A 21,916-nucleotide genomic window follows, 5' to 3' on the forward strand; every position below is an offset into this window, starting at 1 on the left:
TTTCGTGGCGCAAAGATAGGTATTTAAAATCTTGATATCAATAAATCAAGTACTTTAAATAGAAAGGAGAATCTGTTTACGAGATTCTCCTTTCTAGATTGTTTTAATTTTATACCAAATTGAGCTTTAATTTTAGCTCTTCAGAAATTTGGTTGGTGATTTCCCAGATTGGCTCTGGTTCATCGGTATTGTTAAATATGACCTGATCGCAAGTGTCCTGATAGGGCAGTAGGTATTCGTTGTAGGAGGGTAGAACATGGTTTACCCATTTGTACATGACATCATCTTCAAAGTATCCCCGTTCAACCAGATCGCGGTGTAAGCGTCGTCTTAACGCGATATCCTGATCAGCACTTAAAAATATCTTATGATTGATTAAATTATTAATCTCTGTATAATAGAAAATGAATAAACCTTCAATAATTAAAATCGGTGCCGGTTTAATCTCTAATATTTTGGGTGTTAATGAAGGGTTGTTAAATGTATACTCTTCTTTATATATTGTCTCACCGTTAAAGAGAGCCTTGATATCTTTATAAAAAGCATCTCTGTCGATTGATGTCGGAATATCGAAGTTATAGAGCCTATTTTCCTCCTGAGTTTTAGTATTGGCAGGGATGTAATAATCATCTTGGGAAATTAAGGTCACCTCATGTGGGTTAAAATGTTTTAAAAAGCTATTTAAAAAAAAAGTCTTCCCAGAGCCACTACTTCCGGCAATTCCTATGACATACGGTTTGTTATTCATTCTTACTATGCTATAAAAGCTATTTTATTCTGTTAATTTTCTAGAGGTAATCCATACGCAATTTCAACCTGGAAGCGTTTATCAAGTGCGCCTATGCTCGCGGCGGCAGACTTTGACAACACGACAATTGCATTTTGGTTTTCGGCATTATCATTAAATTTACCAACCACTTTTGCATAAGTCACACTTTTGGTCATTGGGTTAGTAATTTTTAAAATAGTACCTACTGGAGCTGACTTATGAAGAGCGAGGTTGCTTGTACCTTGAGATGATAGCCCATCAATCCAGACGCCAATACCACGTTCGGACTTTTCGCGTATTCCGTAGCGGTTTGTTGAAATTTGATTTTCTTCTCTGTCATCACCGTCAGTAGAATCGGGGCTTACAATTTCGATTCCTTTAGGTTCAACTAATTTTGGCCGTTCAGGAGGCAGGGGTTGATTGGGGATCATGAGCTTCATTCCACCGCCAATAACATTATTTTTTAAGTTATTTGCTTTTTTGATATCTTCAACAGAAATACTGAACCTTTTAGATATGGCATAAAGTGTCTCTTTCTCACCAACGATATATTCCGTGAAACCTTCTTGCTGCTGCGGATTACGCGGATTTTGCACTGTCGTATTTCCACGGTCATTGTTTACTGTTGATTTCGCTTTTCGACCTGTTGGAATCTTAACAATTTGACCCAGGCTTAATGTTCCATTACCGTTTATTTGGGTCAATTGGCCTACCGTCGTTTTATACTTTTTACTTAACTGGTAATAATTATCTCCTTTTTCAATTTTGAACAGCACGTATTCTTCACCATTGATTGCTTCAGTGCCTACTGAATCAGGGATAAAATTAGCGCGTAAAGAAGTTGAGTTTTTTGCTTCAACGTGTTGAATAGCTAATATCGCGATGGATAGAATAGCTATCTTTTTATATGTCTTTAATTCGAATAAAACTTTCATATATTTTGCAATTATACTAAATACGAAACAAACTCCCGTTTATTATCTGTCAAAAGGAATATTTGTTTGTGAATAAGAAAATAAATGTTGAAGAGCTTTAGTTCCAGCTTGGAAACTGCAATAATAGACTCTGTCAATGTTTCTCTTGTGGATTGCACTAGCCTGATTTGATAACAATTGTCTCTGTCTTTTTCATAGAAAGCCCAAATAAAGTAGTCATTCACTGTATTTATCCAGATTTCACCATCAATTGGGAAATCCTTCAAAAAAAGGGGTATTTCACCATTGTAGATAATAGGATAGACGAGCTCGCTAGCATAAGGTTTAAAGAGAATTTCATTTTTGCTTTCAATCGACATCGATTGGAGGTTCAAAAATAATTGGAAACCTTCTGCTATTACTTTTGGTCTAATGAGCACGCCTTGATCAACCATACCGATGAATATGTAGTTGAACCAGGTTTCTTGAAGCTGTGGATTATAGCAATCGATTACCTGTATGCCTGCGTCAATAGGTGAATTATTGGCAATCTTCTTAAGTATTAATTTTTTGCATTGAATTCCAGCTAGGATCCACTCTTTGGCTATTGCCTTGAAGTCTTGTAATACGTAAGCCCCTTCAAAAGTGATGACATTAAAATAGGGGAGGGTATCATCTGGATTTCTTGTCTCTATAGCGATCAACTTATTCTCCGCATCGATTTCTATCCGCCAAATGGGGTATGTAAAAATGAAATTGAATGCTTTTGAAATTGTGTGATTTGCCATGTAATTTTCAATCCAAGGGAACAAACTTAGATAAAGTTACTTTTATATACAAGTATAATCACGCGTAAACTGATTTTATCGTGTTTTATGTTTGTTTTATGCTATTTTTTCTCAAAAAAAAGTCCAGACATAGCTGGACTTTTTTTTGAGAAAAAATATTGTTTAAAATTTAGAACCAATTGTTAGTACAACATTAGTCCGTTGATTTTTTATATCTGCTACTGGACTAGCATTATTCCAGTAGTTCTCATTAATCAAATACGGGCTTTCTTTGTAGTTGACTGCATTATACGCACCGGTCAAATCAACATACATGCCGCGGCCAAGTTTAGCGCCGATACCTAAAGATGCTGTATAATTCGTGTAGTCTGCATTTTTATAGGGGTTGCCGCTGTAATTGAAACCAGCTCTTCCGCTGAATACATTATCAAACATCACTTCACCAGCAATTCGGGCATTAAATGCACCTTGGTAAGTATCTTTGATGTTTTGATTCATGTTCTTTTCTAACGTTTTACTGTAATTTCCCACATCTTTAAAACGCATAGCGGCGTAGTCTACCCATTCGACATCAGCCGTTATTAATCCTCTTGAGAATAATTGGCTTGCCCCCAGAGACAATTTATAGGGTGTATTCATGTTATACTCCAAGTAACTGTGCCCTGCGTCATCACTGGTTCTATACTCTTTAAATGATTTGTCTTCATTTGGTCTGAAGTAACGGAACTCAGAATTGCTATATGATTCATCCCGGATGCTCATAAATGTAGGTGACTTAGCGGTGAATCCCATGCTAAACGTTGGCGTAAATTTATAGATTACCCCAAGTTTAAAGTCTACACCGGTACCATCAGTGGCTTGCGCATAATCATCATATAATTCATAATCTTTATCCAACATGGCATACTTTTGGGCATTGGTTGGTTTTAAAAATTCTGAATCTTTGTTGATGGCTTTTAATTGGTCGGCGGTCATTGTTTGACCATATTCAGTAAACCAGCTGGAATTGTCGTAAGTAAACGCAGTGAAACCTAAAGAGGCTCCCAAATACAATTTGTTGCTATAATTGGCACCAAATGACAAAACAGATTCGGACTTACTTCCTTTTTCTAAGATCGAGTTTACTTGATTAAAGCCATTTTTTCCATCAAAAGTTCCGCCAACAGTAATTGGTATATAGGCGCCTGCATTTTTGGGGTCTACGTCGAATAACAAAGAGTTGTTATAGACTTCCTGGCCCCAGCCTTGAGTTCCTCCGACATCTGAAAGACGGTCTGAATAGGCATCTGATATCGAACTCGTATTATTTACTCCTCGATATTCTAACAGGTTGTTATAGACGTAATTTCGGTTGTAAGCAATACCAACATTGAAATTTAACCAGCCTCGATCTAAGTTCCCGCCATTGCGGTAAGTTGGTAAGTGAAAAACAATTCCAGCATTATCTAAGTTGAAATTGTTCTTGCTACTGTTTGAATTTTGACCAAAATAGTCGGTTTTGTTTTTATTGTTCAGGTACCTGCCAGTTACTGATATATCAGACTGATTGAAGTAACCCAAACCTGCGGGGTTACTCGTAATCGAACTTATATCTCCACCTAATGCGGTAGATGCATTTCCCATGGCCTTAAAACGAGCTGTTCCGCCATTGTCCCCTTGGGAGAATAAAAGTACATCTTTCGTATATTGCGCTTGAGTAGTCCCTGCTGCACCTAAAACGAATGCAGTTCCAAAAAGTAATTTTTTGATTGTCATATGCTAAAATATCGTCAATAATAATCAGTAGCACACAAGATGCTGCGTGCTACTGTTTAAATGCTTTTAACTATCGAGTACGTCCTCCACTTGATCTTGAGCTACCGCCTCCAGAGAAGCCTCCTCCCGAAGATCTAGAACTACCACCTCCAGAAAAACCACCGCTAGAGCGGGAAGATGAACCACTATCATAGCTTCTTGTTGGCGGAGTATACGACGGTCTTGACGTTGAGCTTGGGTTGCTGGAACGTGTTTCCATCGAACGGCTCATCGGACGAGATACCTCTCCTGAACTGTTTCGTGATCTGGAATCATTATTATAATATCCGCTAGAGGTGCTACGTGTGTTGTTTGGATAGGAGCCATTGACTCTATCTGATGTTCTTGAACGCATACCGTCTGAGTAAGCTCTGTTCGAAACGCCATCTGATGTTCTTGTTCTTCCTCCAGTTCTATCGTATGAAGAACTCCGTGAAGATACCGTGCCATCAGAATTTCTTGATCTACTAGCAACGGATGTGATTCTGCCTCTAGAATCACGTGCTACGCCAGTACGGTCGTATCCTCCAGAACTTCGAGCAACACTGTTACGGTCATATCCACCTGAAGTTCGGGTTCGTGATGATGAACTGCGCGTGTTATAGTTATCTCTGTATACAGATCTACTTGATGCGTAGCGTGGTCTTGAGTTACCCCAGTAGCCACCGCCCCAGTAACCGTTTCCATACCAACCAGATCCCCAGTAGCCGCCGCCATACCAGCCACCCCAAGGTCTGTAACCGCCATACCAAGGAGAGCCCCAGCCCCAGCTAGATCCCCAACCCCATCCGAGGCCGATAGACCACGATGAACCCCATCCAGAGTTCCATCCCCATCCCATTCCGAATGAAGGGCCGTATCCATACCAACCACCGAAACCATAACCATACCATGGATCAAAAAATGGGTCAAAGTACGTCATGCCCGGACTAGCGTAATAGAAACGATTGATACGGTTTGCATATTCAAGATCTTCATAGGAATCATTATTGTAATCCTGATCAGAATATTCGTCATCATAGTAACCGCCTTGTGCCTGTCCATTTGGTTGGGACTGATCTGCATCTGTGTAATAGTAATCTGGGCTTTGATAAACCTTTTGTCTCGCTTGCCCATTATTGCCATAGACATCGTCGCCATAGATTTGCCTACTTGTACCGCAGGAACCCAGCATGAACGCTCCTGTTATGGCAAGTGCTCCGATAAATAATCTATTTTTTTTCATAATATCCTAAATCCTTATTTTCGATTATACAGCCTTATTTACTATCTTAGACGCAGATTTCTCGAAGGGGTTTAATCGAAGTAATCAAAAATACAAATATTTTTTATTGAACGCTTTTCGTATTAGAATTACAGACGGGATTTAACGTAATAATGTTACAATAATTTATCAATTTCATATGAGTAAAGGAATAACAAGTCGTGCTGAAGATTATTCGCAATGGTATAACGAGCTTGTGATCAAAGCTGATCTAGCTGAAAATTCAGCTGTACGAGGCTGTATGGTGATCAAACCATACGGGTACGCTATCTGGGAACGGATGCAAGCGATCTTAGATAAAAGATTTAAAGAAACAGGTCATAGCAACGCTTATTTCCCTTTATTCATTCCCAAATCGTTTTTTTCTAAAGAAGCTGCGCATGTGGAAGGTTTCGCTACCGAATGCGCGGTAGTAACTCATTATAGATTAAAAAACGATGGTACAGGCAAGATCGTAGTGGATGAGGAGGCGAAATTGGAGGAAGAGCTAATTGTACGTCCGACTTCTGAAACGATTATATGGAATACCTACCGTGGTTGGATTGAATCTTATCGTGATCTTCCAATTTTGGTCAACCAATGGGCCAACGTCGTACGATGGGAAATGCGTACACGTCTTTTCTTGCGTACTGCAGAGTTTTTGTGGCAGGAGGGCCATACAGCTCACGCAACCAGAGAAGAGGCTATTGAAGAAACCGAACGTATGCTTGATGTCTATGCTGAATTTGCTGAAAAGATATTGGCTGTACCTGTTGTACGTGGTAGAAAAACAGAAAACGAACGTTTTGCGGGTGCCTTGGATACCTATTGTATTGAAGCATTGATGCAAGATGGAAAAGCATTGCAAGCAGGAACTTCTCATTTCCTCGGCCAAAACTTTGCAAAGGCGTTTGACGTGAAATTTACGTCTAAAGAAGGAAAATTGGAGCATGTTTGGGCGACTTCTTGGGGTGTTTCTACACGTTTGATGGGTGCATTGATTATGGCTCACTCAGATGATCAAGGATTGGTATTGCCACCAAAATTGGCACCAATTCAAGTTGTCATTGTTCCGATTTTTAAAACTGATGCAGAAAAAGCACAGATCGATGAATTCGTGAATCAGTTGACAAAAGAATTACGGGTGAACGACATATCCGTAAAATACGACGATCGGGACACTCAACGTCCGGGCTTTAAATTTGCAGAATGGGAGTTAAAGGGTGTTCCTGTACGTGTCGCAGTTGGGGCAAGAGATATGCAAAATGGTACGGTAGAATTAGCGCGACGTGATACCCAAACGAAGGAAACGGTTGCTCAGGAGGGCTTGGCCGGTACTATTGTACAATTGCTAGACACTATACAAGAAAATATATACCAAAAAGCATTAAATTTCAGGACATCGCATTTTACTGAAGTGAATTCGTATGATGAGTTTAAAGAAGTACTGGAAGGTAAGGGTGGTTTTATCTCTTGTCATTGGGATGGAACAACAGAAACGGAAAAACGCGTAAAAGAAGAAACCAAGGCAACAATTCGTTGTATTCCTCTGGATGCGAAAGAAGAGGAAGGTGTTTGTATCTTTACCGGGAAGCCTTCAAATCGTCGCGTACTCTTTGCAAAAGCCTATTAATAGTCTTATCAGAATATGAGGATACTCATTTTGGGATGTGGTTGGCTTGCAGAATCTTTTGCGCTACATATGAAGTATCAAGGCCATGAGGTTTGGGCTAGTACGACAACATCTGAAAAATACCATCGGCTTAATGCCGATGGTATTTTTTCATTTATTCTAGACTTTGATTATGAAAACTTTCCAGCAAGGATAGATTTACCTACTCAATTTGACTTCGTATTAAACAGTGTACCGGCAAGTCAGAAAAATAGCGTAGCGATTCTTGAAAACAGATTTTCGAATATTAAATCATTTTACAGGCACATTACTTGGAAGAAACAAGTCTTTCTGAGCTCTATTGGAATTTATCCGGATAAAGATGCTGTATTTGATGAATACTATGCAGATACAACCGAGCTCTCATCAAAACTCTTGCTTGCTGAAGCATGCATGTTGGGATTGGCTGATACGATAATTTATCGATTAGGAGGTTTGTTTGGTAAAAACCGTGTTTTTGCCAAATATTTTTCCGAACGTATTTGTACGACGGGTGAACAGCCTGCCAATTTTGTTCATATCGATGATGTGATCAGACTGTTAGAGGCGGCATCTTGCAATGTGCTTAAACATACTGTATACAATGTTGTTGCTCCTTTACATCCTAAAAAAAAGGACGTAATTCTAGCGTCGGCAAAAAAATATGGCTATATTTTGCCACTTGCATTCGAAGCAACGAATACGATTCAAAAAATAGTTAGGGGTGAATTACTTCAAGAGGAACTGGAGTATGAATATGTCCTGCCCGATCCTTTGCAATTTTAATTCATTTTTATTTTAAAAAGAAAAATGAATTTGTGACTACCAAGGTGAAAAAATTAAATAATTTCATTATTTTAACATCAATTCTACTATGGGAAATTTAAGTAGAGGGTCATATTTGTGGGAATTTACCGATATCGAGAAATTTTTGCCGGATATTGGTGTTTTCCTTTGAACAAACCGATAATAGATTAGTATTTTAACACCATATTATAATAGAGCCATGACAAATGTAGAGAGACATCAATATATCTTAAAACAATTAAAGGAAGTCGGCGTAGTTCAGGTAATTGATCTATGTGAGGAATTGGGCGTTTCCTCTGTGACCATTCGGAAGGATTTGACCTTGTTGGAAGATAGTGGATTGTTGTTTAGAACGCATGGCGGGGCAACACAATATAATCCTTATACGACTGATCGTACCGTATTTGAAAAAGAGAAACTTCGTTCGGATGATAAAAGCAGGATCGGGAAAAAAGCGGCTGAAATGATTGAGGAAAATGATTCCATCATTATAGCTTCAGGAACGACCATGCAGTCGCTAGCAAAGCAGATTGTTCCTAAAGGAAATATTACTGTAGTGACTTCAGCATTGAATGTTGCAATGGAATTGATCAAATATCCTTCGGTTGAAATCATGCAGATGGGGGGGACGCTTCGCAAGACCTCAACATCCGTAACGGGAAAGTATGCAGAAAATTTATTACAGGATTTTTATTGCAGTAAATTGTTTTTGGGCGTGGACGGGATTGACCTGGAGTACGGGGTATCCACGTCAAGTGCGCAGGAGGCTCAATTAAATCGCATTATGATCGATACGGCTCAAAAAGTTGTCGTTCTTGCAGATTCTTCCAAATTTGGAAGAAGAAGTTTCGGACGAATTTGTGGTTTTGATAAAATTGATATATTAATTACCGATGACAAAGTAAATACAAGCTTTGTGGAATCGTTAGAAAAAGCTGGGGTAAACGTCATAGTTGTTTAACACAGTTTAACAAAAACTCAAAACTATGCTCGTCTTTTTATCATAAAAAATGTCCCTAAAAGAGTGTTTAACTTTTTGGGGACATTTTTTCTATGGACAGTTTTTTTAGCTCAGTGCCGGCTCCTGCTGGCTTAAACAGTGGAAACTTCCCAGCCCCCAAATAATGTCCACGGAATTTATACCGATGACTTTACGTGTAGGGAAACAGTCTTGAATAATATCCAGTGCTCTTTGGTCATTTTTATCGTTGAAGATCGGCACGACAACGACATCGTTTGCAATGTAGAAATTAGCATAAGAAGCAGGCAGTCTTGTTTCGTCATAGATGACCGGTGCTGGCATTGGGAGCTCAATGATATGCAGAGGTTCTCCATTTAAGAGTCTAAATGAACGAAGTGTTGCTAGATTTTCTTGAAGTATCTCGTAGTTTTCATCCGTTGGATCTTCCTCGACAACTGTTAAAACGGTATTTTCGTTGACGAAACGTGTAATATCGTCAATGTGCCCATCGGTGTCGTCTCCAACGATACCGTCTCCAAGCCATAAAACCTGTTCCTGACCGTAAAATTCTTTTAAATAAGTTTCTATCTGCTCTTTTGTCAGGTGTGGATTTCGGTTTTTATTCAATAGACAAGCAGTTGTTGTCATGATTGTTCCTGCGCCATTAAACTCAACTGAACCGCCTTCCATGACGATATCAGGGACAAATAGAGGAAGGTTGAATGTTGTGGCAATACGTGTCGGAACAATATCGTCCAGGTCGAAAGGAGGGTATTTTCCACCCCAGGCATTATAGCCCCAGTCGACTACTGCTTTTTGATTTGTTGCTTGGTTAATAATAAAAGCGGGACCGTGGTCTCTACACCAAGCATCGTTAGTCGGATTAAAGTAGAATTCGATATTGCTAAAATCTGTTGTCACTTCTTTGAGTGCGGTAATAGCAAAATTTTGCATTTCCTCATTAGCGACGTTAATCCTTACTTTTTGCCCTGCTGCTACGGCTTTAATAAATTCGCAATAAGGTTTGTATATTGTTTCGATCTTCCCGGGCCAAGATTCCTCTTTATGTGGCCAGCTCAACCATAAGGCTTCTTGCTTTGCCCATTCTGCGGGAAAAGAGAAGCCCTGTTGTTTTGGGGAATTGTCAAAATAGTCCAGGGTGAATGTTTTTTTTTGTTCCATACTTATTTTAGCGGGATTAAAAAAGCCATTTCAGTTTGTTTCAGCACATTGGTATGCCTTCGAAACTGAAATGGCTAGCATATCCAATATTAGTCTTCGTCAATAAAACGTTTGGTGATCGGCGCGTATGTTTCGATTCTTCGGTCTCTCAAAAATGGCCAATGTTTTCTGAAATAGTCCGATTCATTTAAATCTAGTTCGACGACCTCAATTTCTTCTTTGTCATGTGAAGCAAGGTACAGTAATTTACCTTGTCCATTCGTCACGAAGCTTCCACCCCAGAATTTCATTGCACCATTTTGTTCAAATCCCACACGGTTAACGGATACAACAGGAACGCCGTTTGCAACGGCATGGGAGCGTTGTATTGTTTGCCATGCATTATATTGATCTTTGTTGGTTTCTTCATCTTGGTCTGTTGCCCATCCAATAGCAGTAGGATAGAATAAAATTTCGGCACCCATCAATGCGGTAATTCGAGATGCTTCCGGATACCATTGATCCCAGCAAATTAAGATGCCTATTCTTCCAAATTTTGTTTTGAATACTTTGTAGCCTAAATCGCCTGGAGTAAAATAGAATTTTTCGTAAAACGCAGGGTCATCTGGAATATGCATTTTGCGATATTTTCCTAAATAGGAACCGTCTGCATCCAATACAGCGGTTGTATTATGGTACAGTCCTTCTGCTCTTTTTTCAAATAATGAAGCGATAATGACGACACCTGCTTCTTTAGCAACAGCCGATAGGGCGTCCGTTGATGGACCCGGAATGGCTTCAGCCAGTGCGAAATTGTCATAATCTTCCACATCGCAGAAATATAAAGAGGTAAATAGTTCTTGCAGACACACAATTTGCGCACCTTTTGCAGCGGCTTCTTTTACTTTAGCGATAGCTTTTTCGAGATTCTCTTGTTTGCTTGCGGTACAGCTCATCTGTACAACTCCAACTTTTACTTTGCTCATTCTTTAATGCTTATTTTAATACAGCACAAAGATACTATTCTTAATTTGGATTTGGTCGGTAGGAAAAACAAAAAGAGCTCTTAGAGCTCTTTTCGTAATCTTGCTACCGGAATGTTCAATGCTTCCCGATATTTTGCAACCGTTCGCCGCGCAATATTGTAACCTTTTTCTTTGAGAATCTCAGTGAGTTTCTCGTCGGCTAAGGGCTTCCGTTTATTTTCTTTTGAGATGCACTCCTCCAATATTTTCTTAACCTCTTTATTGGAGACTTCTTCACCAGAATCCGTTTGAATAGCTTCAGAGAAAAACGATTTTAAGAGAAATGTTCCAAATTCTGTTTGTACGTATTTTGAATTTGCTACCCGTGACACAGTTGATATATCCATATCGATTTTGTCGGCGATGTCTTTTAATATCATTGGTTTTAGCTTACGATCATCACCAGTGAGGAAATAATCATATTGGTATTCCATGATTGCATTCATTGTTTTTAGTAGGGTTTGTTGACGCTGTTTTATTGCATCAATAAACCATTTGGCTGAATCCAGTTTTTGTTTGACGAATTGCACAGCCTCTTTCATTTTTTTATCCTTTTGATCTGATTTCTCGTAATGTTCAAACATGTGTTGGTAATCACGACTGATGCGGAGCTCAGGCGCATTTCGGCCATTTAAAGTCAGATGCAGTGTTCCATCATTATTGCTGATATGGAAATCCGGGATAATATGTAGTTGCTTGCCTGCAACTGCGCCAGAATCTCCTGGTTTTGGATTAAGTTTTAGGATTTCGTTGACTACGTTTTTTAAATCCTCTGATGAAACGCCTAAAGATTTTTCTAATTTATCGTAATGCTTTTTGGTGAACTCTTCCAGGTAATTCGCTACCACTTTAATAGCGAGTTTGATTGTGGGATTTTGTGTGTCCTTTTTTTGTAATTGGATCAATAGGCACTCTTGCAGATCTCGTGCTCCAATTCCTGCAGGCTCAAAATCTTGAATTACCTTTAACATATCCAATACTTCCTGTTCATCGGTCATTACATTTTGGCCAAAAGCGAGGTCGTCAACAAGATTGATGATGGGGCGGCGTAAATAGCCGTCGTCATCTAGACTGCCAATAATTTGCTGGCCAATTAAAAAGTGCTTGTCATCTAAAGCTAAAAGGTCTAATTGTTGTTGTAACTGCTCATAAAAGGAGTGTTGGATAGCAACAGGCATTTCTTTGCGGTCGTCATCGTCGTCTCCATAGTCGTAGCCGTTGCCGTAATCTTTGAAATCATCTTCCTGGATATAGTCTTCTAAACTAAAGTCTTCTGAGTCGAATCCGTCTTCATTGTCGAAATTGTCGTCTGGATCTTTATCGGGGTATTCTTCTATAGGATCGATCATATTAGTCAAGCTACCATCTTCTAACGCAGGGTTTTCTTCTAATTCTTCCTTGATTCTCGCATCTAATGAAACAGTCGGAACCTGCAACAATTTTATAAATTGTATTTGCTGCGGGGACAATTTCTGTAATAGCTTTTGTTGTAATGTTTGTTTTAACATGCTAATAGTTGACTTTTTTACATCTAAATTTAAACAAATATCATTATTATTTTAAAATAAAATCGATAATAAATAAAAAATAGGTATAATATTTGTGGAACGCGGGAAAAAAGTGATAAAGAAATTTGAGACTAGGCCTGCTTTCTCCATACGGGTCTTTTGTTATTTAATCGTGGCTGTAATTTCCAAAACCCATCCTTTCGAATTATGTCGTATTTTTCAGTTGTTTGGCAGGTGTTTTTTATTGTTAAAAAATGTAAATAGTTGATTACAGCGATTTATTTAGTTGTATATTTAGCCCCTGAAAATAGACAAAAAGGCATATTGGACAGGTTTAAAACCTTTTGCTGGTCGGATGTGTTGAATATAAGATAAATTTCCATTTATGTTTAAACGTATTAAGAATAGGATTCTTCGTTATCTTGTTATAGCAATATATTTTATTATTATATTGGTATGTGCTATACAATTGAATTTTTTGTGGCTCTTTGGTTATTCTCCGACAAAAAAGGATATCGTTATGCCTAGTGTTAATATCTCTACGGAATTATACACGGCAGATAGTGTTTTAATTGGACGGTATTTCGACGAGGACAGAAATCCAATTCCTTTTGATAGCATTCCCAAATCTGTTACTAATGCGTTAATCGCGACTGAAGATGTGCGTTTTTATAGCCATAATGGTGTTGATTTTTTTGGTCTAGGGTCGGGTATTATCTCTACATTAAAAGGGGATAAGCGTGGTGCAAGTACAATTACGCAACAGTTAGCTAAAAATCTTTATCGTACACGTTATAATAAGGCAGGTGGATTGTTGACCCGCCTTCCCGTTGCTGGTCTCGTGGTGACGAAGTTTAAGGAGTGGATGACAGCTTATAAATTGGAGCAACGTTATTCCAAAAATCAGATTTTGGAGATGTATTTAAATACAGTTTCCTTCAGTAATAATGCCTATGGGATTGAGACTGCTGCAAAGCGTTATTTTTCAAAAGGTGCCAATCAATTGAATCAGAATGAAGCTGCTGTTTTGATTGGTATGTTAAAAGGAACTACCTTATATAATCCAATTCGTAATCCTGAAAATGCTTTTGTGCGTAAAAACACCGTTTTAAGTCAAATGTATAAAGGCGGTTTTCTGAAAAAAGAAGAGTATGATAAACTGGTTAAGGAGAAGATTGTTTTGAATACAAATAGTCAAGATCTTAATGCGGGTGGAGATTCTTACTTACGTGCTGCAGTAGCTAAATGGTTGGAGAAATGGTCTGAGGATAACAATTATGATATCTATACAGACGGTTTGAAAATTTACACGACGATAAACTCTAAGCTCCAGAAGCACGCGGAAGAAGCTGTGGCAAAACAGATGGTTGAATTGCAGCAGCGGCTAAATAATACCTGGGAGGGCCAGGAGCCTTGGCGTGATTTATCAGGTAAGGTTATACCCAACTTCCTGGATAATTTGGCAAAGAAAACTCCTTATTATGCTTTTTTGAGTAAAAAATATGCGAATACCCCTGATAGCATCAATTACTTCCTAAATAAAAAGAAGAAGATCGAAGTTTATAATTGGAAGGATGGTGGTAAGATCCAAAAGGATATGTCTACAATGGATTCTTTGAAATATTATGCCATGATGTTAAATGCAGGCATGATGTCTATGGATCCGTATTCGGGTGAAATTAAAGCATGGGTGGGTGGGATCAACCACCAATATTTTAAGTATGATCACGTGATGCAGGCGAAGCGACAAGCGGGGTCCACATTTAAACCTTTTGTATACTTGGCTGCTTTGGAGTCAGGGATGTCTCCGTGTGATAAGATTACGGATAAACCTGTTACGATCAAGATTGATAAAGGAGATTCTGTTGAGGTGTGGGAGCCTAAAAACGCAGATTGGAATTTTTCCTATCGTGAAATGTCATTGCGTCATGCGATGGCGCGTTCCATTAATTCGGTTACGGTTCAGTTAACTGATATGGTTACGCCCGCGAAAGTTGTTGATGCGGCACACCGTTGTGGTATTACAAGTAAATTAAATCCTGTTGCCTCTGTGGGATTAGGACCTAATGATGTTTCTGTTTTTGAAATGGTGAATGGATACTCGACGATGATGAATCACGGTGAGCGTGTCTCACCTTTATTGGTGTCTAAGATAGAGGATCATGATGGTAATGTTATTGCCACTTTTCAGGCGGAGCGTAAACAAGTGGTGGATAAACAAGATGCCTGGTTGATGACGTATATGTTGCGGGGTGGTATGGAAGAACCCGGAGGTACATCTCAGGGATTGTGGGAATGGGATTTATTTGATAAGGAAAATGAAATCGGAGGAAAGACAGGTACTTCTTCCGAATATGTAGATGGTTGGTATATGGGGGTGACTAAAGATTTGGTGACAGGTGTTTGGGTTGGCTGTGACGAACGGAGTATTCACTTTAAAAATTCTCATTCGGGAGAAGGTTCTCGTACAGCATTACCAATATTTGGGGTGTATATGGAGTCTGTTTATAAAGACAAACAATTGGGGTATACACAGGGTAAGTTTCCTAGTCCTACTGTTGAAATTACGAAATCTTACAAATGCGAAACTCCACGCTATAGTGGCCCAGAGCCAGAGCAGAGTGATTCCACACAAGTAGATGAGCCTGCTGATGAAGGATTTATCGGGCCTGAGGAGGAGGGTGTGGAGCGTCCTGTTGAGCGTAATCATACTGAAGGTGACGATCGTGGAGTTAATAGCCAAGGGGCGTCCTCGTTGGAGGAGCTTAGTAGTCCAAATTAATACGACATAAAAGATTATAGCTAAAAAAATAAAGATGGCCGCCTAGTTAACTAAGGTGGCTTTTTTTATATTAAGCTGCGTGGTTGGAATCTCTCTTGGTGAAAGCTTGGTGTTGCTGTGGGAAAAGATTATTCCAGTTGGGATTATATTTACGGATCAGCCGTTCGACTTGCATGGGTGTGAAATGCCGTAGTTCACTTATTCTCTTATTGGCGGTCTCACAATTTGTAAAAGACTCTGTGTAGATTATTCGATTTAAATGTGGGCCCTGATTGAAAATAAAACTATTGGACTGCTGTAATTCCATTACTGTGCTAAACATGTTGGAACTGAGGCCGATTTTAAAATGCTTCCGGTTGTTGTCAGTTGATATATATACAATAAAATTGTTCATAATGCTAAATTATTTGGACGTTTAAAATATATTTACTAATTTTATTGGCACAATATTACTAATAAAATTAGTTTTTGCAAAATATTTTTGAAAAAATCATATGTCAAATATCTCGTCCAATCTGAAATTCCTGAGAAAAGGAAAAAAAATCACACAGCAACAATTTGCTGATATTATGGAAATTAAGCGTGCGTCTGTCGGTGCGTATGAGGAGGATAGGGCAGAGCCCAAATATGAGTTATTAAAGAAGATTGCCGAATTCTATGGTTTGACTATGGATGAGTTGGCGAATGATGTTATTGATGAAAAATGGAAGCCAGTTCCCAAAAGCAATGCGTCCAATTTAAGGGTGCTCAGTGTGACTGTGGACAAAGATGATCGTGAAAATATTGAACTTGTTCCGGTTAAGGCCAGCGCAGGGTATTTAAATGGATATGGTGATCCAGAATATGTCGCTGAATTGCCTAAATTTTCTCTGCCGATGTTTGGCCAGGGGACATTTCGCGCTTTTGAAATAAAGGGGGATTCGATGTTACCTTTGCCATCGGGTTCTATTATTGTGGCCGAATACGTAGAAAATTGGCATGATATTAAACCAGGGAGTACTTATATTGTCGTGTCGAAAGAAGATGGTGTGGTATATAAACGTGTTGCTTTTAAATTTAAAGAGGATAAAGGTTTGAAGCTTGTTTCTGATAATAAGACCTATGAGCCTTATTGGGTGGAAACAGCAGATATTCTTGAAGTGTGGAAGGCTAAGGCTTTTATCAGTACGCAGCTGCCCGAGCCTACTCCGGAGCCAACCATGGAAACGCTGACAAGCATGATGGCGCAGATGCAGAAGACAATTAATGCGGTGGTAGATGGTTCAAAATAGTGGAGAATCGCTCATTTACTTTTACTTTTAGCTCTGCTGCGAAGAAAATTTTTAGGGCTGGCGGGCGATCGATAGATTTCTTTTATTACTCGCTTAGTGATATTGAACATAAAAACAATCTATCTAAGTTTGTTTTTTATTTTATAAAATGCTATATTTGCATATCTGAAAGGAAGGGGGCTCGTATTGCCCCCTTTTTTTTAATTCAATTAATTTAGCATTTCTAGAAACAGAACAATGCAGCATATAGAAAAGAGAGTTATTGAACTCATTGAAGAAAAAATTGCGGATCGCGAGGATTTGTTTATCGTCAGTGTGAAGATGCGCCCAAATAAGATTCTTGAAATTCTATTGGACGGAGATAATGGTGTAAATATTGATGATTGTGCGCAGGTTAGCCGTCATGTTGGTTTTCACCTGGAAGAGGAAAATGTAATTGATGATGCATACCGTTTAGAAGTTTCATCTCCGGGAATTGATGCTAATTTTGTTAATATCCGACAGTATCAAAAGAATATAGGTCGTACAATTCAAGTAAAGTTGAACGATAATACAAAAGTTGAAGGCACATTATTGACCGTAGACGAGATGAAGATCAATGTTCTTCAAAAGATAAAAGAAAAAGGTAAAAAAGCACAAGAGGTAGAAAAAGAACTTCCTTTTGATCAAATAAAAGCAACAAAAGTGGTAATTTCATTTTAATAATAATGAGTAACAGCAACATCAATCTGATAGACTCTTTTCAAGAGTTTAAGGAGTTTAAGAATATCGATAGACCTACTGTTATTACAGTATTGGAAGAGGTTTTTCGTAGTATGATCCGTCGTCGTTTTGGTACGGATGAAAATGTGGATGTTATCGTGAATCCAGATAACGGAGATTTGGAGATTTGGAGAACGCGTGTCGTTGTTGAAGATGAGTTTTCAGAAGATGATGATCTTGAAATCGAATTAGCGGAAGCTAGAAAGCATGATGAAGATTTGGAAGTTGGCGATGATTTTATAGAACAGATCACATTGGAAAGCTTTGGCCGTCGTGCAATTTTAGCTGCACGCCAGACGCTTGTATCTAAGGTTTTGGAATTGGAAAAAGACGAGGTCTTCAAGAAGTATAAGGATAGAGAAGGAGAGTTGGTCATAGGTGAGGTCTATCAGATTTGGAAAAAGGAGATCTTGGTATTGGATGAGGACGGGAATGAATTAATTCTTCCTAAATCAGAACAAATTCCGGCTGACTATTTCAAAAAGGGAGATGGCATTCGTGCAGTTGTGCATAAAGTAGATATGATGAATAATAATCCGAAGATTATTATTTCACGTACTGCACCTGCGTTCTTACAACGTTTATTTGAACTTGAGGTTCCTGAGATTTTCGATGGCTTGATTACAATCAAGAAAATCGTTCGTGAGCCAGGGGAAAGAGCGAAGGTTGCTGTTGAGTCTTATGACGATCGTATTGATCCTGTAGGAGCTTGTGTCGGTATGAAGGGATCGCGTATTCATGGTATTGTTCGTGAATTGCGTAATGAGAATATTGACGTGATTAATTTTACAACTAATCATTCCTTATATATTGCTCGTGCTTTGAGCCCAGCGAGGATTAGCTCAATCAAAATTGATGAAGAAAATAAGACTGCGGCTGTCTATTTAAAGTCGGATCAAGTTTCTTTGGCAATCGGACGTGGCGGACATAATATTAAATTGGCTGGTAAATTAACTGGTTATGAAATCGATGTTTATCGCGAGAATGACGAGTTTGATGAAGATGTTGATATCGAAGAATTCAGCGATGAGATTGAAAGCTGGGTTATTGATGAATTGAAACGTGTTGGTTTGGATTCAGCGAAGTCGGTGTTGTCTCTTAGCGAGGAGGAGCTGGTTAGACGTACCGATTTGGAAGAAGATACTATTCGTGAGATTGTACGTATTTTACAAGCTGAATTTGAATAAAATTCAGCTCGTTAATTTTTTTCTATCTAACATTCGGAATAAATTGTTTATGGATGGAAAAAAACATATTTTTGTAATTATATTAAAATAGTTTATATTATAGATGACTGAAGGAAAAGGAACAAACTTGCTTAAAGCAGCAAAGGAACTCAACATCGGGATACATACCGCCGTGGAATGTTTAGTGAAAAAAGGATATGATGTAGAAGCAAAGCCTAACACTAAATTGAGCGGAGAGATGTATGGTGTGCTGTTAAAAGAGTTTCAGGGAGACAAATCACTGAAAGATGAAGCTAAACAAATTGTGATTGGCAAAATTCGTCGTGAGGAGTCGCCGTCCACTTCTCCTAAGGAATCATCTAAGAATGAGGATTTCGAAGATCATGATGAATCCAAGGAAATCTTGGTCAAGAATACGGTAGAAATCCCTTCTGTTAAGGAAACTACTCCTGCAAAAGTAGAGGAGCCTGCTCATCAAGGTGGTATGAAGGTGGTCGGTAAAATTGATCTTGACGCATTGAATAGAGGCGGAAGTAAGGTCAAGAAGGAAGAACCTGTTAAGGAGGAACCAAAAACCGTCAAAGAAACACCTGTAGAGGTTAAAGCTGAAGTTAAGGTGGAAGAAAAGAAGGAAGCCGAAACCCAAGCGCCTATTGTTGAAGCAAAAAAAGAAGAGCCAAAGGTTATTGAGAAGAAGCCGGAAGTTGTTGTACCAAAAGCTGAAATAGAGAAACCCGAAGTAAATAAAACTGAAGTAAAAGCAACTCCGGTTGTAGAGACAAAAACTGAACCTGTGAAGGTAGAAGACAAGAAAAAAGAAGAAACAGCGCCGAAAGCTGTACCAGTAACTCCAATAGTGGAGTCTGTGAAAAAACAAGGAGATGAAATTATTTCTGCTCGTGCGGAAAGATTGACAGGTCCTAAAGTCATTGGTAAAATTGAATTACCATCTGCTAGACCTTCCCACAAACCAGTGGCTTCATCTTCAAATGCTGGAAATAATAATGAGAAACGTAAGCGTAAGCGTACGAATCCAAATGGTCCAGTAAACCCAAATGCGGGGCAAGGTCAAGGTCATAATAATCAAAACCGTGGACCGCGTGATGGTAACAATCCCAACAACCGGGACCAACAAGGAGGTAACCGAGCTGGGAATCATGGTTCTAACAACAACCCGAACAATCGTCAAGGGCAAAACAACAACCAACACTCAGGTAGACCGGGACAAGGAGGTAACAACCAACACCCAGGTAGACCAGGACAAGGTACGAGACCGCAACACGGTAATCGTTTTGACAATAGAGGTAAGGGAAGACCTGTTGAGAATAAGGAAGAACCTACTGAAAAGGAAATCCAAGATCAAATCAAGGCAACACTTGCTCGTTTGAGTGGTGCAGGTAAATCTGGTAAATTTGCGCAACGTGCCAAATTGAGACGTCAGAAACGTGATGACGTGGCTCAGCATGCAGAAGAAGCTGCGATGGAGCAAGAAATGATGGCAAAAGTATTGCGTGTTACAGAGTTCGTAACTGCAAACGAATTAGCTAATTTGATGGACGTTCAGGTAACCCAAATTATTGCAACTTGTATGAGTTTGGGTATGTTCGTATCGATTAACCAACGTTTAGATGCGGAAACTTTAACCATTGTAGCGGATGAATTTGGTTATCAGGTAGAGTTTATCAAACCTGAGGATGAGGAGACTGCTGAATTGGAGGAACCGGATACAGAAGAGAACTTGATTTCAAGAGCGCCTATTGTAACGGTCATGGGACACGTTGACCATGGTAAGACTTCTTTACTGGATTATATCCGTAAGGCGAACGTTACTTCTGGTGAGGCGGGTGGTATCACCCAACATATCGGTGCATACGCGGTGAAATTGGAGGATGGTCGGAAGATCACTTTCTTGGATACTCCTGGTCACGAGGCTTTTACAGCGATGCGTGCCCGTGGTGCCAAAGTAACAGATATTGTTATTATTGTTATCGCAGCTGACGACGCCGTCATGCCGCAAACAAAAGAAGCGATCAACCACGCGCAGGCAGCAGGAGTTCCAATCGTATTTGCATTTACTAAAGTAGATAAACCGGGAGCAAATCCTGATAGAATCCGTGAGCAGCTTTCTGCGATGAATATCTTAGTTGAAGACTGGGGCGGTAAGTTCCAAGCGCAAGAGATTTCAGCAAAAACGGGGGAAAATGTTGACCTATTATTAGAGAAAGTTCTATTGGAAGCTGAGATGTTAGATCTAAAAGCTGATCCGAAAAAACGCGCTGTTGGTTCAGTAATTGAAGCAGCTTTGGATAAAGGTCGTGGTATCGTGACAACGGTGTTGATACAAAGTGGTACATTACGTGTTGGAGACCCTATTTTAGCGGGATCGCATTCAGGTAAGGTGAAGGCTTTGACTAATGAAAGAGGTGAACGTGTTAAAGAGGCGGGACCTTCTGTCCCAGTGCAAATCTTGGGTATGGCCGGCGCACCAACAGCAGGGGATAAGCTTTATGTTCTTGAAAGCGAGTCTGAAGCTAGAACGGTAGCCAACAAACGTCTTCAGTTACAACGCGAGCAAGGCATGCGTGCAACTAAACATATTACCTTGGATGAAATCGGTCGTCGTTTGGCCATCGGTAACTTTAAAGAACTTAATATTATCGTTAAAGGTGATGTGGACGGTTCTATTGAAGCATTATCAGATTCATTATTGAAATTGTCTACTGACGAAATTCAGGTTAATATCATTCACAAATCAGTGGGTGCAATCTCTGAATCAGATGTATTGTTAGCTTCTGCTTCCGATGCGATTATCATAGGTTTCCAAGTACGTCCAACACAAAACGCACGTAAATTGGCCGAGAACGAGCAAATTGATGTACGTTTATATTCGATCATCTATGATGCGATTGATGAAATCAAGTCTGCGATGGAGGGTATGTTGGCGCCGAAATTTGAAGAGAAAATCGTTGCTGAGGTTGAAATCAGAGAAACCTTCAAAATTTCTAAAGTGGGTACGATTGCCGGATGTATGGTTAAAGAAGGTAAGATCAATAGAAATAATGATATCCGCATAATCAGAGATGGTGTCGTAATTCATACAGGTAAACTGGCTTCTTTGAAACGTTTCAAAGATGATGTGAAAGAAGTTTCAATGGGTTATGAGTGTGGTTTAAACATTGACCGTTTCAATGACATTCAAGTAGGAGACATTGTTGAAGCCTACGAACAAGTTGAAGTGAAACGTAAATTGTAATCACTTAGTGATACACTAATAAAACAGAAAGCGGCATTGA

At 39.2% G+C, this 21,916-nt stretch carries 17 protein-coding genes; 8 read left to right on the forward strand and 9 right to left on the reverse strand.

All coding sequences use genetic code 11. The annotated features are described in order from the left end of the window. Positions 1-109: 109 nt before the first annotated feature. The 5 genes from AAW12_RS20785 to AAW12_RS26100 all read right to left on the reverse strand — a co-directional run bounded on the left by AAW12_RS20785 (position 110) and on the right by AAW12_RS26100 (position 5,490). On the reverse strand, positions 110-748 hold the full coding sequence (locus AAW12_RS20785; RefSeq protein ID WP_046675464.1) for a uridine kinase: 639 nt from the start codon (positions 746-748) through the stop codon (positions 110-112). 32 nt (positions 749-780) lie between these two features. Continuing rightward, entirely contained in the window at positions 781-1,704 is a 924-nt protein-coding gene (locus tag AAW12_RS20790) for a LysM peptidoglycan-binding domain-containing protein (protein WP_046675465.1), read from the reverse strand. Between the two features lie 11 nt (positions 1,705-1,715). Beyond that, positions 1,716-2,471, reverse strand: coding sequence for a hypothetical protein (locus tag AAW12_RS20795; protein ID WP_046675466.1), 756 nt, complete (start codon positions 2,469-2,471; stop codon positions 1,716-1,718). Positions 2,472-2,633: 162 nt separating this feature from the next. Next, positions 2,634-4,226, reverse strand: a complete 1,593-nt coding sequence (locus tag AAW12_RS20800) for a hypothetical protein (RefSeq protein WP_046675467.1) — start codon at positions 4,224-4,226, stop codon at positions 2,634-2,636. Positions 4,227-4,296: 70 nt separating this feature from the next. Further along, entirely contained in the window at positions 4,297-5,490 is a 1,194-nt protein-coding gene (locus AAW12_RS26100) for a hypothetical protein (RefSeq protein WP_084823262.1), read from the reverse strand. A 178-nt stretch (positions 5,491-5,668) separates the two neighbouring features. Here AAW12_RS26100 and proS point away from each other — a divergent pair, with 178 nt between their 5' ends. From proS to agaR, 3 genes are all read left to right on the forward strand, one after another. Beyond that, complete coding sequence (proS, locus tag AAW12_RS20820) at positions 5,669-7,141, forward strand: proline--tRNA ligase (protein WP_046675471.1); 1,473 nt, start codon at positions 5,669-5,671, stop codon at positions 7,139-7,141. Positions 7,142-7,156: 15 nt separating this feature from the next. Then, on the forward strand, positions 7,157-7,945 hold the full coding sequence (locus tag AAW12_RS20825; RefSeq protein ID WP_046675472.1) for a hypothetical protein: 789 nt from the start codon (positions 7,157-7,159) through the stop codon (positions 7,943-7,945). Positions 7,946-8,165: 220 nt separating this feature from the next. Continuing rightward, complete coding sequence (agaR, locus tag AAW12_RS20830; RefSeq protein ID WP_046675473.1) at positions 8,166-8,927, forward strand: transcriptional repressor AgaR; 762 nt, start codon at positions 8,166-8,168, stop codon at positions 8,925-8,927. A 105-nt stretch (positions 8,928-9,032) separates the two neighbouring features. Here agaR and AAW12_RS20835 read toward each other — a convergent pair whose 3' ends face one another. The 3 genes from AAW12_RS20835 to rpoN all read right to left on the reverse strand — a co-directional run bounded on the left by AAW12_RS20835 (position 9,033) and on the right by rpoN (position 12,621). Beyond that, on the reverse strand, positions 9,033-10,109 hold the full coding sequence (locus AAW12_RS20835; RefSeq protein WP_046675474.1) for an agmatine/peptidylarginine deiminase: 1,077 nt from the start codon (positions 10,107-10,109) through the stop codon (positions 9,033-9,035). 89 nt (positions 10,110-10,198) lie between these two features. Continuing rightward, positions 10,199-11,074 (reverse strand): carbon-nitrogen hydrolase, encoded by an 876-nt coding sequence (locus tag AAW12_RS20840; RefSeq protein WP_046675475.1) that lies wholly within the window; start codon positions 11,072-11,074, stop codon positions 10,199-10,201. Positions 11,075-11,154: 80 nt separating this feature from the next. Next, positions 11,155-12,621, reverse strand: a complete 1,467-nt coding sequence (gene rpoN / locus AAW12_RS20845; RefSeq protein ID WP_046675476.1) for an RNA polymerase factor sigma-54 — start codon at positions 12,619-12,621, stop codon at positions 11,155-11,157. Positions 12,622-13,141: 520 nt separating this feature from the next. On the opposite strand from rpoN, the gene AAW12_RS20850 reads away from it, so the two are divergent. Continuing rightward, a complete protein-coding gene (locus tag AAW12_RS20850) occupies positions 13,142-15,403 on the forward strand; it encodes a penicillin-binding protein 1A (protein ID WP_316933110.1) in 2,262 nt (753 codons plus the stop codon). Positions 15,404-15,473: 70 nt separating this feature from the next. On the opposite strand, the gene AAW12_RS20855 is transcribed toward AAW12_RS20850, so the two are convergent. Next, positions 15,474-15,797, reverse strand: a complete 324-nt coding sequence (locus tag AAW12_RS20855; RefSeq protein WP_046675478.1) for a hypothetical protein — start codon at positions 15,795-15,797, stop codon at positions 15,474-15,476. A 100-nt stretch (positions 15,798-15,897) separates the two neighbouring features. Between AAW12_RS20855 and AAW12_RS20860 the strand changes: the two genes are divergently transcribed. From AAW12_RS20860 to infB, 4 genes are all read left to right on the forward strand, one after another. After that, a complete protein-coding gene (locus AAW12_RS20860) occupies positions 15,898-16,674 on the forward strand; it encodes an XRE family transcriptional regulator (protein ID WP_046675479.1) in 777 nt (258 codons plus the stop codon). Between the two features lie 237 nt (positions 16,675-16,911). Then, positions 16,912-17,376 (forward strand): ribosome assembly cofactor RimP, encoded by a 465-nt coding sequence (gene rimP, locus AAW12_RS20865; protein WP_046675480.1) that lies wholly within the window; start codon positions 16,912-16,914, stop codon positions 17,374-17,376. Between the two features lie 5 nt (positions 17,377-17,381). Continuing rightward, complete coding sequence (nusA, locus tag AAW12_RS20870; protein WP_046675481.1) at positions 17,382-18,623, forward strand: transcription termination factor NusA; 1,242 nt, start codon at positions 17,382-17,384, stop codon at positions 18,621-18,623. 103 nt (positions 18,624-18,726) lie between these two features. Continuing rightward, a complete protein-coding gene (infB, locus tag AAW12_RS20875) occupies positions 18,727-21,876 on the forward strand; it encodes a translation initiation factor IF-2 (RefSeq protein ID WP_046675482.1) in 3,150 nt (1,049 codons plus the stop codon). Positions 21,877-21,916: the final 40 nt, after the last annotated feature.

This window comes from Sphingobacterium sp. Ag1 (assembly GCF_000988325.1).
Classification (GTDB): domain Bacteria; phylum Bacteroidota; class Bacteroidia; order Sphingobacteriales; family Sphingobacteriaceae; genus Sphingobacterium.